This window comes from Rhodococcus sp. IEGM 1330, assembly GCF_033142445.1.
In the GTDB taxonomy this organism is placed as follows: domain Bacteria; phylum Actinomycetota; class Actinomycetes; order Mycobacteriales; family Mycobacteriaceae; genus Rhodococcoides.
Genome location: NZ_JAWLSB010000013.1, coordinates 1 through 13,377 on the forward strand (window position 1 = coordinate 1; position 13,377 = coordinate 13,377).

General features: G+C 64.0%; 14 protein-coding genes. 11 read left to right on the top strand and 3 right to left on the bottom strand.

Annotated features, from left to right (window positions below):
• Positions 1 to 153 precede the first annotated feature (153 nt).
• From R4P57_RS23850 to R4P57_RS23860, 3 genes are all read left to right on the top strand, one after another.
• The gene (locus R4P57_RS23850; protein ID WP_317805347.1) at positions 154 to 795 is read left to right on the top strand and encodes a class I SAM-dependent methyltransferase; all 642 of its coding nucleotides are present in this window, start codon (positions 154 to 156) and stop codon (positions 793 to 795) included.
• A gap of 67 nt (positions 796 to 862) precedes the next feature.
• Positions 863 to 2,170 (top strand): molybdopterin-dependent oxidoreductase, encoded by a 1,308-nt coding sequence (locus R4P57_RS23855; protein WP_317805348.1) that lies wholly within the window; start codon positions 863 to 865, stop codon positions 2,168 to 2,170.
• Positions 2,167 to 2,679, top strand: a complete 513-nt coding sequence (locus tag R4P57_RS23860; RefSeq protein WP_317805349.1) for a hypothetical protein — start codon at positions 2,167 to 2,169, stop codon at positions 2,677 to 2,679. The genes R4P57_RS23855 and R4P57_RS23860 overlap by 4 nt, the downstream gene beginning before the upstream one ends.
• A 172-nt stretch (positions 2,680 to 2,851) precedes the next feature.
• Here R4P57_RS23860 and R4P57_RS23865 read toward each other — a convergent pair whose 3' ends face one another.
• Positions 2,852 to 3,049 (bottom strand): hypothetical protein, encoded by a 198-nt coding sequence (locus R4P57_RS23865; RefSeq protein ID WP_317805350.1) that lies wholly within the window; start codon positions 3,047 to 3,049, stop codon positions 2,852 to 2,854.
• Positions 3,050 to 3,195: 146 nt separating this feature from the next.
• Between R4P57_RS23865 and R4P57_RS23870 the strand changes: the two genes are divergently transcribed.
• From R4P57_RS23870 to R4P57_RS23880, 3 genes are all read left to right on the top strand, one after another.
• Entirely contained in the window at positions 3,196 to 3,954 is a 759-nt protein-coding gene (locus R4P57_RS23870; protein WP_317805351.1) for a GAF and ANTAR domain-containing protein, read from the top strand.
• Complete coding sequence (locus tag R4P57_RS23875) at positions 3,954 to 4,709, top strand: GAF and ANTAR domain-containing protein (protein WP_317805352.1); 756 nt, start codon at positions 3,954 to 3,956, stop codon at positions 4,707 to 4,709. The genes R4P57_RS23870 and R4P57_RS23875 overlap by 1 nt, the downstream gene beginning before the upstream one ends.
• Positions 4,710 to 4,867: 158 nt before the next feature.
• The gene (locus tag R4P57_RS23880) at positions 4,868 to 5,041 is read left to right on the top strand and encodes a hypothetical protein (RefSeq protein ID WP_317805353.1); all 174 of its coding nucleotides are present in this window, start codon (positions 4,868 to 4,870) and stop codon (positions 5,039 to 5,041) included.
• Between the two features lie 30 nt (positions 5,042 to 5,071).
• Here R4P57_RS23880 and R4P57_RS23885 read toward each other — a convergent pair whose 3' ends face one another.
• Positions 5,072 to 5,848, bottom strand: a complete 777-nt coding sequence (locus tag R4P57_RS23885; RefSeq protein ID WP_317805355.1) for a GAF and ANTAR domain-containing protein — start codon at positions 5,846 to 5,848, stop codon at positions 5,072 to 5,074.
• A gap of 351 nt (positions 5,849 to 6,199) precedes the next feature.
• On the opposite strand from R4P57_RS23885, the gene R4P57_RS23890 reads away from it, so the two are divergent.
• Positions 6,200 to 6,439: a hypothetical protein gene (locus R4P57_RS23890; protein WP_317805356.1), complete on the top strand. Its 240-nt coding sequence runs from the start codon at positions 6,200 to 6,202 to the stop codon at positions 6,437 to 6,439.
• Positions 6,440 to 6,558: 119 nt separating this feature from the next.
• Complete coding sequence (locus R4P57_RS23895) at positions 6,559 to 7,146, top strand: hypothetical protein (RefSeq protein ID WP_317805357.1); 588 nt, start codon at positions 6,559 to 6,561, stop codon at positions 7,144 to 7,146.
• Positions 7,147 to 7,492: 346 nt separating this feature from the next.
• On the opposite strand, the gene R4P57_RS23900 is transcribed toward R4P57_RS23895, so the two are convergent.
• Positions 7,493 to 8,854, bottom strand: coding sequence for an FAD-binding protein (locus R4P57_RS23900; protein WP_317805358.1), 1,362 nt, complete (start codon positions 8,852 to 8,854; stop codon positions 7,493 to 7,495).
• Positions 8,855 to 9,296: 442 nt separating this feature from the next.
• On the opposite strand from R4P57_RS23900, the gene R4P57_RS23905 reads away from it, so the two are divergent.
• Genes R4P57_RS23905 through fumC form a run of 3 tightly spaced genes read left to right on the top strand, consistent with a single transcriptional unit; the run spans position 9,297 to position 13,342 of the window.
• Positions 9,297 to 10,187 carry a polysaccharide deacetylase family protein gene (locus R4P57_RS23905; RefSeq protein ID WP_317805359.1) on the top strand — a complete coding sequence of 297 codons (891 nt, stop codon included), beginning with the start codon at positions 9,297 to 9,299 and terminating at the stop codon, positions 10,185 to 10,187.
• A gap of 24 nt (positions 10,188 to 10,211) precedes the next feature.
• On the top strand, positions 10,212 to 11,876 hold the full coding sequence (locus tag R4P57_RS23910; RefSeq protein WP_317805360.1) for an NAD-dependent malic enzyme: 1,665 nt from the start codon (positions 10,212 to 10,214) through the stop codon (positions 11,874 to 11,876).
• A complete protein-coding gene (gene fumC, locus R4P57_RS23915) occupies positions 11,873 to 13,342 on the top strand; it encodes a class II fumarate hydratase (protein WP_317805361.1) in 1,470 nt (489 codons plus the stop codon). Before R4P57_RS23910 ends, fumC begins: the two co-directional genes overlap by 4 nt.
• The last annotated feature ends 35 nt before the right edge of the window (positions 13,343 to 13,377 follow it).

A 13,377-nucleotide genomic window follows, 5' to 3' on the forward strand; every position in this document is an offset into this window, starting at 1 on the left:
TTGATTCTTTCACCACGACAGGGCATTTCGCTTCTACGACTCGATCACGTTCACGACCCGATCGGTGCATTCAGGCTAAGTCGATGTGCCCCGGTGACTCCCCGGCCAACTACGCATGCGGTCGCCGGTGCGCTGAGGCCCGCCCGGACCGCCATGAGTGTGGATGAAATGTTCACCCGAGCCGCAGCCGGGCTTCCATGCTGGATCCGTGAACGCGACCGCCGCCGCCGTCGCCTTCCGCTGCAGCGGTGGATGGGAGGAGACACTGCCAGTTTCGATGATCGACGCGTCGACGAGGCAATCCTCGCATTGTGCACCGGTTCGACCCTCGACCTCGGATGCGGGCCGGGTCGATTGACCGCTGCCCTGATTGCACGGGGAATCACCGCGTTGGGGGTCGACGACAGTGCAGCGGCCGTCGCATTGTGCAGGGCGCGCGGCGGCCCCGCCAGGCACCAGGACCTGTTCGCGCCGTTGCCCCGCACCGGCCGCTGGCGGCACGCACTGCTTGCGGACGGCAACATCGGCATCGGCGGCGACCCGCTCGCGCTACTGCACCGCACTGCGCAGCTCCTCGAACCCGGCGGAACCCTCGTCGTCGAAGCGGGCCCACCCGCCGCGCCACAGCGGACGCAGTTCCTCCGATTCGAAACCGACGCCGCCGCGAGTGCCTGGTTCCCATGGACGACAATAGGATCCACAGCATTGGCTGCACTGGCAGAACCGGTCGGGCTGCGCATGGTCCACGTCGATGCCATTTCCGGACGGTTCATCGCCGTTCTGGAACGACAATGACCACCCTTGCGCCAAGCGCAGATTCTGCCGTCGGGGCCGAGGGTTCGGCCCGCATCCGGAACGTTCGATGACGGACAACATCGGCGACACCGACACCGACATCGACGAATCAGGGGGATCGAATCGACGTCGCAGCGGACCGCGGTTCCGCAGTCCACTGCGGGGCCCGTGGCTGACTTCGGTGTTCGGGGCGGTCCTGCTGATCGGGCTACCGATCGTCATCGTCACCGGGCTGCTGTCCTTCATCGCTTACGGACCGCAGTTCGGCCAAGCGTTCCCCGCCGATGTCGGCTGGCTGCATCTGCCGTATTTTCAGTGGCCCACCCGCCCGTCGTGGCTCTACCGATTCACTCAAGGTCTCCATGTCGGTGTCGGCCTGATACTCGTTCCGATCGTGCTCGCCAAACTGTGGTCGGTGATCCCGAAATTCTTCGCGATGCCGCCCGTCCGGTCGATCGCCCAAGCCCTGGAACGACTCTCGCTCATCGCCCTCGTCGGCGGCATCCTCTTCGAAATAGTCACCGGCGTCCTCAACATCCAGTACGACTACATCTTCGGATTCGACTTCTACACCGCCCATTACTGGGGCGCGTGGGTGTTCATCGCGGGCTTCCTCTCACACGCTGCACTGAAAGTCCCGGTGATGATTCGAACGCTGCGGAACCGATCCTTGATCGAGGTCTTACGCACCCGAGCAGCCGACACCGAACCCGACGCGGCCGACGAGACAGGCCTGGTGAGCGACGACCCCGACGCGGCCACGGTGAGTCGGCGCGGCGCTCTCGCACTGGTCGGCGGCGGGGCGCTGCTGGTCGCGGTGTTGACGGTCGGGCAGAGCACCGGAGGAATTCTGCGCAACGCGGCTCTACTCCTTCCCCGCGGCCGGACCTACGGTGACGGTCCCAACGACTTCCAGATCAACCGCACCGCCGTCGCTGCGCAGATCACCCCGGAGCAAAGCGGCGACGATTGGCGATTGCAGCTGCTCGGCGGGACCGTACCCGTCGCCCTGACCCGGTCAGACCTTGCAGCGATGCCCCAACACTCTGCCCGGTCACCGATCGCGTGTGTGGAGGGCTGGTCGACCGTGCAGACATGGACGGGTGTGCGCCTGCGTGACCTCGCTGCAGCAGCATCCGTCGCCGACCCGAACTCCGCCGTCGTGGTCTCCCTCGAACAATCCGGAGCCTTCAAGCAGGCGATCTTGGCAGGAAATCAACTTGCCCATGAGGATTCGCTGCTCGCGTTGCAGGTCAACGGTGTGGATCTGTCCCTCGACCACGGATATCCTGCGCGCATCATCGTTCCGGCGCTACCGGGTGTCCACAACACCAAATGGGTCTCTTCCATCGAATTCGTCAGGGACGGAACATGACACGATTCGCCAAGGTCTACGGAGCCCCGCCGCTGCATCTGGTGGCGATGGTGCTCGCATTCGCGCTCCTCGGTTACATCCTCAGCGTCGCCGGGTTGACCGCACTGTGGAACCAGCAACAGTGGTGGCAGTCGATCGCAGTCTGGTTCGTCGGTGCCGCAGTCGTCCACGACCTCGTGCTCTTCCCGCTCTATTCACTGGGGGACCGCGCGCTCGCTACTGGGCTGCAAGCGCTGCGTCGCAACCGAACTGGTCACGCATCCACAGTGCCGATCCTCAATTACCTCCGCCTCCCACTGCTGGGAACCGGGTTGACGTTTCTGATGTTCTTCCCCGGCATCACCAGCGGCGGCTCCGAGACGTATCTCGCGGCCACCGGCCAAACTCAGCAACCGTTCCTGCACCGATGGCTCGTGTTGGTTGCTGTCATGTTCGCAGTCAGCGCCCTGGTCTATGCAGTCCAGCTCGCGCGATCGGCTCGGTCCCACCGAGAAAAAGTCCAGCCGTGAAGATCCGTACGATCAATCATGATCGTCGAGCGGACGTGCTCCACGATGTCTACGAGCTTTCGTGCCTGCTCGAGACGAAAAAGACTGTTACCCTTGCCCACTGGGTCGCGTAGTCCGTGTAGCTGAACGGCGGAGGCGAACCTGCCTGCGACCCGATCGCGGACATTGACCCTCAGAGCGCTCTCGGACGGTCGTCCACGTCCCAGACCGTGGTCGACGAACCGGGAATGGACGAACCGGCCCAGCCCGGTCGATGCGGGGTGCGAGTGACCTCTTGGAGGCAAAAGACCTTGGCATCAACTGTTTTGAGCCAGGCCGAAAGCTCGTCGTACATCGCGCCGCCCCAGGCATTGATCGATAGGATCTTCACGGCGTCATGATCACAGATGTTTTCGAGGGGTGACAGCCCATTTGAAGGGCACCGGTAGCGATCCCTCGAGACGAGGGCACGAGACCTTGTAGAGGACTAGGCTTGGGCTTCATGAGAGAGTGTTGCAGTTTCCCCACGGCTAGGTTGTGACGGCGCAATCGCGTCTGCGCGAGGAATTGGCGTCGGCAATGGCAGGCGTCGGAGGCGGACTGTCGGCCGCTGATCGCCTGTGTGTCGCGTGTGTCGAGCTCCTCCCGGTCGACGGTGCGGCGATCTCGGTGATTCACGATGGCGTGAGCCGCGGGACCTTCGGATCCAGTGGCGAATTCAGCAGGCGGCTCGACGAATTCCAGTTCACGTTCGGCGAAGGACCGTGCCTGGACGCGGTGTCCATCGGCGCACCCGTTCTGGTGCAGGATCTGGCGGATCCCGCCGAGCGACGTTGGCCGGCGTTCACTCCTGCCGTTCTCGACGCAGGCGTTCACGCAGTCTTCGCTCTGCCCACCGCAATTGCCGCAGTGCACATCGGCGTCCTCGATCTCTTCTGCACGACGCCGGGGCCCTTGTCGGCCACTGCATTGAGCGCGGGCATGTGGGCCGCTGAGCTTGCCGCTCTCCCCTTGTTGGACCTGATGAACTCGGATCTCGATTGGGAAGCGGCAGGCGAAGGCGGCGACGGCTGGGACCAACTTGCCTCGCTCGAACGCGTCGAGGTGTATCAGGCGACAGGCATTCTGATGGGGCAGCTCGATCTCGACTCCGGCGAAGCCCTCGCCCGACTGCGCGCGCACGCCTACACGAGCGGACAGACGGCAAGCGAAGTCGCATGGGACATTATCGAACGTCGGCTCGTGCTCGATTCCGACGACAAACCCACCACTGGGTACGACGCGGGAAGCAACTGATGAGCATCGACCGCGAGCACGGAGTCACCGAAGCCTTCGTGAGACTGGCCAACGGTCTGGTGGGTGAGTTCGACGTGATCGAGCTGCTCAGTGGACTGACCACCGAATGTGCGGAGCTACTCGACATCGCATCGGCGGGACTGCTCCTGGCCGACGAACGTGGCGTTCTCCATGTGGTGGCAGCGTCCTCGGAGGCGACTCGACTGTTGGAAGTGTTTCAGCTCCAACGCGAACAGGGCCCATGCTTGGACTGCTTTCGCAGCGGACAACCCGTCAGCGTCTCCAGCCTCGAGGAGCGGCGGTCGACGTGGCCGCAATTCGTCGAGGTCGCTACCTCGGCGGGTTTTGCGTCGGTTCACGCCGTTCCCATGCGATTGCAGTCGAATATCCTCGGCACCCTCGGCTTGTTCGGATCGCGTCCGGGCGCTCTCGCTGACGACGATCTCGAACTCGCTCAGGCCCTGGCCCACGTAGCCAGCATCGCACTGGTGCACGGGTCCGCGCTGCCGGACTCGGCAGCGATCGGCGCACGGTTGTCGTCGACCTTGCGCAATCGCGCCAGCCTCGAGCAGGCAAAGGGCTTGCTCTCTCACGTGGGTGCACTCGACATGGATCAGGCGTTCAGCGTGCTTCGGCGCTACGCCCGCGAACACTCTGTGCCACTCTCTCAAGTGACCGACGCCCTCGTGCACCGAAAGTTGGATGCTCGGACGGTACTCGCGAACGTCGCCGAAATCCGAGGCGACAAACCGTGACGAGAACGCATTGTGTGCGTTGTTGTTTCGACTCCGGGCGGACTTGGGTACGCGCGCAGCGGAGAGGAATCGTTCTCCGGCTCCCGGGGTGAATCAACCGAGTATCGACGCGATCCTCGCCGATCCGCATTCGGTCCGTCCGCTGGACCATTGCCGTTGTGGGCCAGCGCTATTTTGCGGCAGTGATCACCCGCAACCCCGGTAACGTCGGAGCCGACGACACACGGCGATTCGAGTTACGGCGCACCCACGACAGACGAATCGTCGTCGCCGCGGCCCGTTCACTGATGAGCCGCGTCATCCCGCGCTTCCGCCACACGTTCACGCTGTGACGCCTGCGGTGTACTCCCGCCGTTGCAAACCTACGGACCGGTGCGCCTGGCCTGCGCACGTCGCTGTGCGTCGTCGAAGATCGAGTGCGCAACCGCGGTCAGTTTGATCCCGTCCCGCTGACTCATGGCACGCAGCCGCGCGAACGCCTCGGTGCTGGTACACCCAATGCGGCTGACGATGATGCCGATCGCGTGGTCGATCACCTTGCGATTGGTCAGCGCCGTTTCGAGTTGATGTGTGAGCAGCAGGGCGTTGGCCAGTGTTCGCGCGTTCTCCACTGATACCGCAGCAGGTACAGCGAACAGCTCGCCGAGGCGCACCGCACGGTCGTCGAAGGCATTTTTTGCGTGGGCGTACACATTGATCGCGCCCAGGGTTCCGTTGCCTGCCGACAAAGGCAAGGAGAGCGCACTGTGCACTCCGAGGCGTCCGGCCCTGGGACCGAAGCGCGGCCAGTGAACATCGCCGCCCAGCGAGCCCGAACGTACGGTGCGCCCCTCCGCGGCGGCCGTGATGCACGGGCCCTCACCGAGCGCGTACTGGATCGTGTCGACTTCGACAACGAAATCATCCGTTGCCACGATAGTGTCTCGCCGGTCACCGTGCTCGAGAGTCAATCCGGCACCAATGGCACCCGGAATTGCTTTCACTGCGAATTCGGCAATGTGAGTGAGCATCTGCGGTAGTGACAGGCTGTTCATGGCCAGTTGCGAGAGTGAGGTCAAGCTGTCTCGAAGATCGTCGACTTCTTCTGCCTCGGCGGCCTCGGTGGAGGTGTTTCCGTCGTCGGCATGATCCAGTGCCATGTGGAACCTCGAATCGGTCTGATGTACGTCTATCGCGTGGAGAATTGCCAGTTTTCAGTTTAGCGGGCCTTCGAGGACAGCCGGTGAGACGGCTGAATTACCGAGAAGTGTTCCCCCCGGTTGACAACACCTATCGACGGGTGTCGACTAGTGGTGCTGAGACCACCAGCCGATCCGGGATCGACGCCTTCGCCCTCAGTAGGGTCACGGTGTCGCAAGAGCTTTCGTCGCCCGGCCCACGAGAATAGTTGCGAAGCTTCGCACACCCCGGTATTTCCTCGACGGCAATGTCTGAATCGACATTCGTATCGACGATTCAGGTTTCGCCGCTCGCAGGGGCAAGGCCCACCCATGAACGAGTTCCACGCCCACGAACTGATCGACTTCGCCGTTCGCTGGATTCCCTACGGCGGCGCAGGTGACGAAGAAATCTGGATTGCCTTCGGTCTCGATTCCGCCGGCTACCGTCGGCGACTTCACGCAGCGCTCGAATGCACTCCCCGCACCGTCCTCGACGAAGCGACGCGAGCGCACCTACAGCTGCATACTCAACTACGTAGCAGTGCGGTACGGCCCCTCGTCGGACAGTAGAACAACGCCGCCCCGGGGCCCGCGTGTGGGAACATCCTGCACGGGTACCCGAGTATCAGGGAAGCCGGCGAAGGAAGCGCCAATTCCTTTCGTACACCGCGCATGTCGCTGCCGACTGCGTGCAATCAACCCTAAGGGACATCGATGTCCAACAGAATACCGTCATCCAATCACTGCACGATCTCGGTGCCGCTGCCTGGTTCGGTGGCACTCTCATGGGTGCCGTCGGCGTCAACGGGGCGTCCTCTGCAGTACAGGATCCGCGTGACCGGGCACGAGTTGCCGCCGCAGGCTGGGCGAAATGGGCTCCGGTCAACGCCGGTGCCATTGGCGCACACCTCATCGGTGGCGCGGGAATTCTCCTGGCCAACCGTGGTCGCGCTCGTCATCAGCAGGGCGTCACCGCCAACACCGCCATCAAGATCGCCGTCACCGGTGCCGCGCTTGCCGCGACCGCGTACAGCGGCGTGCTGGGCACGAAAACCACACAAGCGCAGGGTCATTCGATCAAATCGGCAACCGAGCCGACCGCAGTGACACCTCCGGAGGCCGCCGCAGCCCAGAAGCAGCTGCAGTACCTGCAGTGGGCTCTGCCGATCCTCACCGGAACCCTCGTGGTTCTGGGCGCACAGCAGGGCGAGCAGCAGCGGCCGACCGAAATCCTCTCGGGAATCGCGGGCAAACTGGCAGCACGCGCACAGAGCTGATCGAAACGCTTGTGCAGCAATGCACTCGGCTCGTATACCCCGCGGCTGATACCCGCGGGATATACCGCGCTTTAGGCGTTCGTAGAGTCGGACCGGGAGCGGAAGACGTCCCCTTCGGAGTTCGCCTTCGGCTCCGATGACGTACCCCGACGCCACGGCGGTGGCCCGGCCAGCAGATCGAACGGACCGGGAACCAGTTCGAAGCCTACCGCTGCAACCTTGCCGCGGAGGCTGCGGCTGATGGTGTCGGCGTCCCGTGCCAGCACGAGTAGATGTTCGTAAGGACACTCGGGCGCGCCCTGCCAGGGTCACCGATCTTCGGGTCGGCGGCGTCGAATCGTCGCAGCTACCAACGTGCGGATGGAGCGAACACACCGGCCGGGTCGACCGCGTGTCGGGCCGCCTCCAGTCGCTCCGATTCGGTTGTGCTCCATCCTGCCCGCACCAGATCCATCGACCCTGTGCCTGCGAGATTGAGAAATGCGCGGTCGGCGGAATCAGCCGTGAAACGCGAGAGGAGTTCGTCGAGCACGCCTGGTAGGTCCGCTGCAATAGCCGGCTCAGCAACCCCGATCAGATACAGGCAGAACGCGGCCGAACGTCCGCCCACCGAGCCGGGGGACCGCGGCGACCGATCCAAGGCCCCGCCCATCAATCGCAATTCCACTGTGGCGACGGGCAGGTCGGCGGCAGACAGGACCGCGTCGATTGTTTTTTCGGTCATCGTCGACAACAGCAATCCGCGCTCGATCACCGGCAACGGTTCGACAGGGTCCATGTGAATCGAGGCCAACGCGGTCATCGGCATGGTGGCCACCGTGTCGATGATGGGTTCGGCGATCGAGCGCATCGGCGCGAGCAGTTCCTTGCCGCGTTCGGCGGATCCGACGTGGGCGTACCGCAGGTGTAGGACGGTGCGGCCACGAAGCTCTACCGCGAGGGCGGGGTCCGGCGGCAAGTGCAGGAGCGCGATCGATGTCGAGACGGATTCCGGCACAGCCTGTACCCAGGTCCGCCATGCGTGAAGAACGGTGGGCGCGTCCTCGAGATCGAAGAACATGCCACCGCCGAACACGGTGTGCATCGGCAGCAGATCGATCACCATTTCGGTCACGATGCCGAACCCGCCGCCGCCCCCGCCCCGCAGCGCCCAGAACAACTCTCCGTCCGTGTGCTCGTCGATCATGGTCACACGACCGTCGGCAGTGACGATCTGGAACGAGCGCACCAGGTCGGCGGCGAATCCGATGGTTCGACCCAGCGGGCTCAGCCCACCGCCGAGGGTGTACCCGACAGCTCCCGCACCGGTGGATGACCCGGACGGTGCGCCGAGATCGAACACCGCGGCGGCGTCGAGTACTTGCTGCCACCGGACACCGGCGCCGACGGCCGCAGTGCGTGCACCGGCATCGATGTGTATGGCGCTCAACCGTCGGGTGGAGATCATGATCGACGTGTTGTGCGTCGCGCGGGCACCGTGGCCGGTGGCTTTGACGGCCACCCCGTAACCGGCGGCTGCTGCGACTCGAACCGACGCAGCAACATCGTCGGCATCGTCGGCGACGACCACTGCGGCCGGTGAATGAGACACGGCGACATTGAATCCGGCCACCTCGCCGTCGTATTCCGCGGAACCTGGACCCCACACAGACCCCCGTGTGGCGCGATCCAACAGGTCGGTTATCGAGGTCGTGTCGGCGGATGTCATGGGTTCCTTATCGTCGTGTGGAGGCTGTGGTGTCGTTCGTCCTCTTTTGTTGTACCGCAACGTGTTCGACAAGTGCGACCGGTCGACAGTGGGCGGTGACTGCTCCCCGGGAGGTGCGGTCTGTGCACTGACGGGGGCGGGAAACACGCCGTCGAGTCGCGCCACACCGCCCCTCACCAGCACAGACTCGAGGCCCACCGCTGCGTCGGCGGACGGCAGTCCGCGACCAGACCCACCTGGACTGCGATTCGTAGGTTCGATGGAGACACAAGGAAAAGCGACGGGTTCGTAAGCAGACACCATCAGCCGCGCGGCGGCCATCGAAAGTCCGAATGTCGGTGGACCGAAAGATCGATGCCGCGATGGGATTTTTATCGGGATGCTCAGAGCTGTACCGATCGTCGAACAACGCACCCGCACATTGCGAGAACAGGACATGATTATGACGACACATCTTTGGCCCGATGGCGCTCGAATGGCGGTCACCGTCTCGATGCAGTTCGAGGCAGGTGGACAACCGATCAGCGGGGCCGGCGGACCCATCACCGAGCCGATACTGTCCGGATACCCCGACCTGGGTCAGAACAGCTTCTACGAATACGGTGCCCGCGAAGGCGTGCCCAGAATCCTGGACCTGCTGGACAAGCACTCGATACCGATGACGTCGTTCATGATCGGCGATGCGGTGCGGCGCCACCCGAAGATCGCGGCCGAGATCGTGGCCCGCGGGCACGAGGCGGGCGCACACGGGCGGCGATGGGAGCGGCAGTATCAACTTTCCCGCGCCGACGAAGCTGCATGGATCGCGGACAGCGTCACCGCTATCGAAGAGGTCACCGGAACCCGGCCCACCGGGTACAACAACTACTGGATCCGCCCCGGCGTCAACACGTTGGAGATACTGCAGGAGCAAGGTTTTCACTATCACATCGATGATCTGTCCGCGGACCAGCCGTTCCTGCAACGGATCAACGGCGAGCCCTTCGCCACGGTGCCGTACTCGGTGCACCTCAACGACATCGCCAGCTTCGACTTCCCCGGCTTTTCCCCTGTCGACTACGAGCAGCAACTGATCGACGAGTTCGACCAGCTTTACGACGAAGGCGCGCAACGGCGCACGATGATGGTCATCGGCCTCCACGACCGACTCTCGGGCCACGCCTCGCGCGTGCGGGTACTCGACCGAGTCTTCACTCGTCTTCGCGAGCGCGGCGACGTCTGGTGGGCACGCAAGGACCAGATCGCGCAGTGGACGCTCGATCACCCGGACACCGCGACCTGGGTCGACCGCGATCCGGCACCGATCAGCGGGCTCCCCGGCCGCAGCCACTGACCACCGACAGCAAGGACTTCCCACATGGACAACGGACAACGCGTCCTGCACGATGCCTACCGCAACCGGGGCACCGCATTCACCACCGAACAACGCCGCGCGCTTGGGTTGACCGGTCGGCTCCCCGCATCCGTCGAAACTATCGACGAGCAGGCCGCACGCTCGTACCGGCAACTGACATCCCAACCGGACGATCTAGCAAAGTATGTGTACCTCAATGCATTACACGATCGGAACGAGATCGTGTACTTCCGCCTTCTCACGGACCACCTCGCCGAATTGCTGCCCGTGGTCTACGACCCGACCATCGGCGACGCCATCGAACAGTGGAGCCACGAGTACCGGAGATCGCGTGCGCTGTATCTTTCCATCGACCGCATCGACGACGTCCGCGCGTCGTTCCAGACACTGGGCCTGGGCCCAGACGATGTCGACCTCATCGTGTGTTCCGACGCCGAGGAGATCTTGGGTATCGGCGACTGGGGCGTCAACGGCACCGATATCGCGGTCGGCAAACTCGCCATCTACACCGCCGCTGCGGGCATCGATCCCGCCCGTGTCATTGCCGTCAATCTCGATGTGGGAACGGACAACCGAGCGTTGCTGGACGACCCCGCCTACCTCGGCAACCTGCACGAACGAGTCCGCGGCAAGAAGTACGACGAGCTGATCGAGACGTACCTCGACGTCGCAAGCGAGTTGTTCCCGAACGCCTTGCTGCATTTCGAGGATTTCGGACCGTCGAATGCCCGGCGGATCCTGACCGAGCACGGTGAGAAGTACCGGATCTTCAACGACGACATGCAGGGCACCGGTGCCATTGTCATGGCCGCCGTGATGTCCGGCATGAAGGTCACCGGCCAGAATTTCGCCGACCAACGGCTCGTCGTGTTCGGCGCGGGTACCGCGGGAACGGGTATGGCCGATCAGATTTCGGCGGCCATGGTCGCCGACGGCCTGAGGCCCGAGCAGGCGCGATCACGGGTGTGGTTGATCGACATCAACGGGCTGATCACCGACGACATGACCGCGCTTCCCGACTACCAGCAGCCCTATGCGAGGCCGGCCGGGGAGATGTCCGACAGCGGCGCCGCGATGGACCTGTTGTCCGTCGTCGAAGCGGTGCGCCCCACCATCCTTATCGGAACCTCCACCGTCGCAGGGGCGTTTACCGAGGAGATGGTCCGTGCCCTGTGCGCGGGGGTGAAGCGCCCAATCCTGCTCCCTCTGTCCAACCCGACGAGTCGCATCGAGGTGTCGCCGCGCGATGCCGTCGTGTGGTCCGACGGTGCTGCGCTGGTGGCGACCGGGATTCCGGCCGATCCGGTGGAACACGGCGGCGTCACCTACCAGATCGGGCAGGGCAACAACGCCCTGCTCTATCCCGGACTCGGCTTGGGCATCATCGTCTCCGGTGCGTCGCGGGTCACCGACGCAATGCTCCTCGCGGCCGCGAACGCCGTGGCCGGACAGGTCGATGTCAGTGCGGCAGGTGCCTCGCTGCTCCCGCCGGTCGAGGACCTGCGCGCGTCGTCGGCGATCGTCGCTGCCGCTGTGGCCCGCGCCGCAGCCGAGGAGGGCGTGGCGACGAAGACCCACCACGACGTCGACGCTGCTGTGCACGAGGCGATGTGGATTCCCGAGTACGGACCGTTCGATGTCGAGAACTACCGCGAGGCCGGCCGGTGAGCAACCACGGTGAGCCGTCGATTCCCACGATGTCGGATGTGCCCATCGGGATCGATGCAACCGGTACGCGCAGCGAGAGCGATTCGATGGGCAGTATCGAGGTGCCTGCCGACAAGTATTGGGGTGCTCAGACGCAACGGTCGTTGCAGCATTTCTCTATCGGAGACGACCGCATGCCGAAGGCGGTCTATCACGCGTACGGGCACGTCAAGAAGGCGGCAGCGATTGTCAACGGAGAAGCCGGCCGGTTGGAGACGTGGCGACGCGACCTTATCGTGAGTGTGACCGACGAGGTGATCGACGGCCGCCTCGACGAACATTTTCCGCTGTTCGTGTGGCAGACCGGTTCGGGCACCCAATCGAACATGAACGTCAACGAGGTCATCGGCAACAGGTGCATTCAGCTCACCGGCGGGGAACTGGGATCGAAGACGCCGATTCACCCCAACGACCACGTCAACATGGGGCAGTCCAGTAATGACACATTCCCCACCGCGATGCATATCGCGACCGTCGCGATCATCACCGATCGCCTGCTGCCGGCGGCGAATTCGTTGCTCCGGGCGTTGCAAGAGAAGGCGAATGCGTGGCGCGGGGTGATCAAGATCGGACGAACGCACCTCGAGGACGCCGTCCCGCTCACAGTCGGCCAGGAGTGGTCCGGGTACGCAGCGCAACTGCAACAGGCACTCGACCGCGTGGACGCCGGCGTGAGGGGACTGTATCCCCTCGCGATTGGCGGCACCGCAGTCGGAACCGGGATGAACGCACCCGACGGGTTCGGCGCGGATGTCGCCGCGCAGATCGCCGCGCAGACCGGTCGCCCGTATGTGTCGGCGGACAACAAGTTCGCCGCTCTCGGCGGGCTCGACGCAATGGTCGCAGCGAGCGCGGCACTGCGCTCGTTGGCCGTGGTGCTGATGAAGATCGCCAATGACATCCGGTGGTCGGCCTCGGGGCCGCGAGCCGGACTCGGCGAACTGATCTTGCCCGCCAACGAGCCCGGCAGTTCCATCATGCCCGGCAAGGTGAACCCCACTCAGTGCGAGGCAATGGTGATGGTGTGCATTCAGGTGATCGCCGACGACACCGCCGTGGCGTTCGCCGGTTCGCAAGGCAACTTCGAGCTCAACGCGATGCGCCCGATGATCATCGACAACGTGCTCCATTCGGCCACGATTCTCGGCGACATGTGCGCGAAGTTTGCCGAATATTGCGTCAGTGGAATCGAATTGAACCGCGACACCATCGCGGGGTACGTCGACCGGTCGCTGATGCTCGTCACCGCACTCTCGCCCGTGATCGGGTACGAGAAGGCGGCGGCGATAGCGCACCGGGCTCTGGCCGACGACAGCACACTACGCGACGCGGCCCTGGCCATCGGATTCGTCGACGGCGACGAATTCGACCGGATCGTCGACCCGGCAAAAATGATCGGTATCGATATTTCCGATAGCAGCGAGTGAAAGCATCGATTGTTCGACGGTCAATTTCTTGCTTC

What these genes read in the sequence shown, in the direction of transcription:
- R4P57_RS23850 (WP_317805347.1), top strand. Translation starts at nt 154, where the DNA reads ATGAGTGTGGATGAAATGTTCACCCGAGCCGCAGCCGGGCTTCCATGC.
- R4P57_RS23855 (WP_317805348.1), top strand. Translation starts at nt 863, where the DNA reads ATGACGGACAACATCGGCGACACCGACACCGACATCGACGAATCAGGG.
- R4P57_RS23860 (WP_317805349.1), top strand. Translation starts at nt 2,167, where the DNA reads ATGACACGATTCGCCAAGGTCTACGGAGCCCCGCCGCTGCATCTGGTG.
- R4P57_RS23875 (WP_317805352.1), top strand. Translation starts at nt 3,954, where the DNA reads ATGAGCATCGACCGCGAGCACGGAGTCACCGAAGCCTTCGTGAGACTG.
- R4P57_RS23885 (WP_317805355.1), bottom strand. Translation starts at nt 5,848, where the DNA reads ATGGCACTGGATCATGCCGACGACGGAAACACCTCCACCGAGGCCGCC.
- R4P57_RS23890 (WP_317805356.1), top strand. Translation starts at nt 6,200, where the DNA reads ATGAACGAGTTCCACGCCCACGAACTGATCGACTTCGCCGTTCGCTGG.
- R4P57_RS23900 (WP_317805358.1), bottom strand. Translation starts at nt 8,854, where the DNA reads ATGACATCCGCCGACACGACCTCGATAACCGACCTGTTGGATCGCGCC.
- R4P57_RS23905 (WP_317805359.1), top strand. Translation starts at nt 9,297, where the DNA reads ATGACGACACATCTTTGGCCCGATGGCGCTCGAATGGCGGTCACCGTC.
- R4P57_RS23910 (WP_317805360.1), top strand. Translation starts at nt 10,212, where the DNA reads ATGGACAACGGACAACGCGTCCTGCACGATGCCTACCGCAACCGGGGC.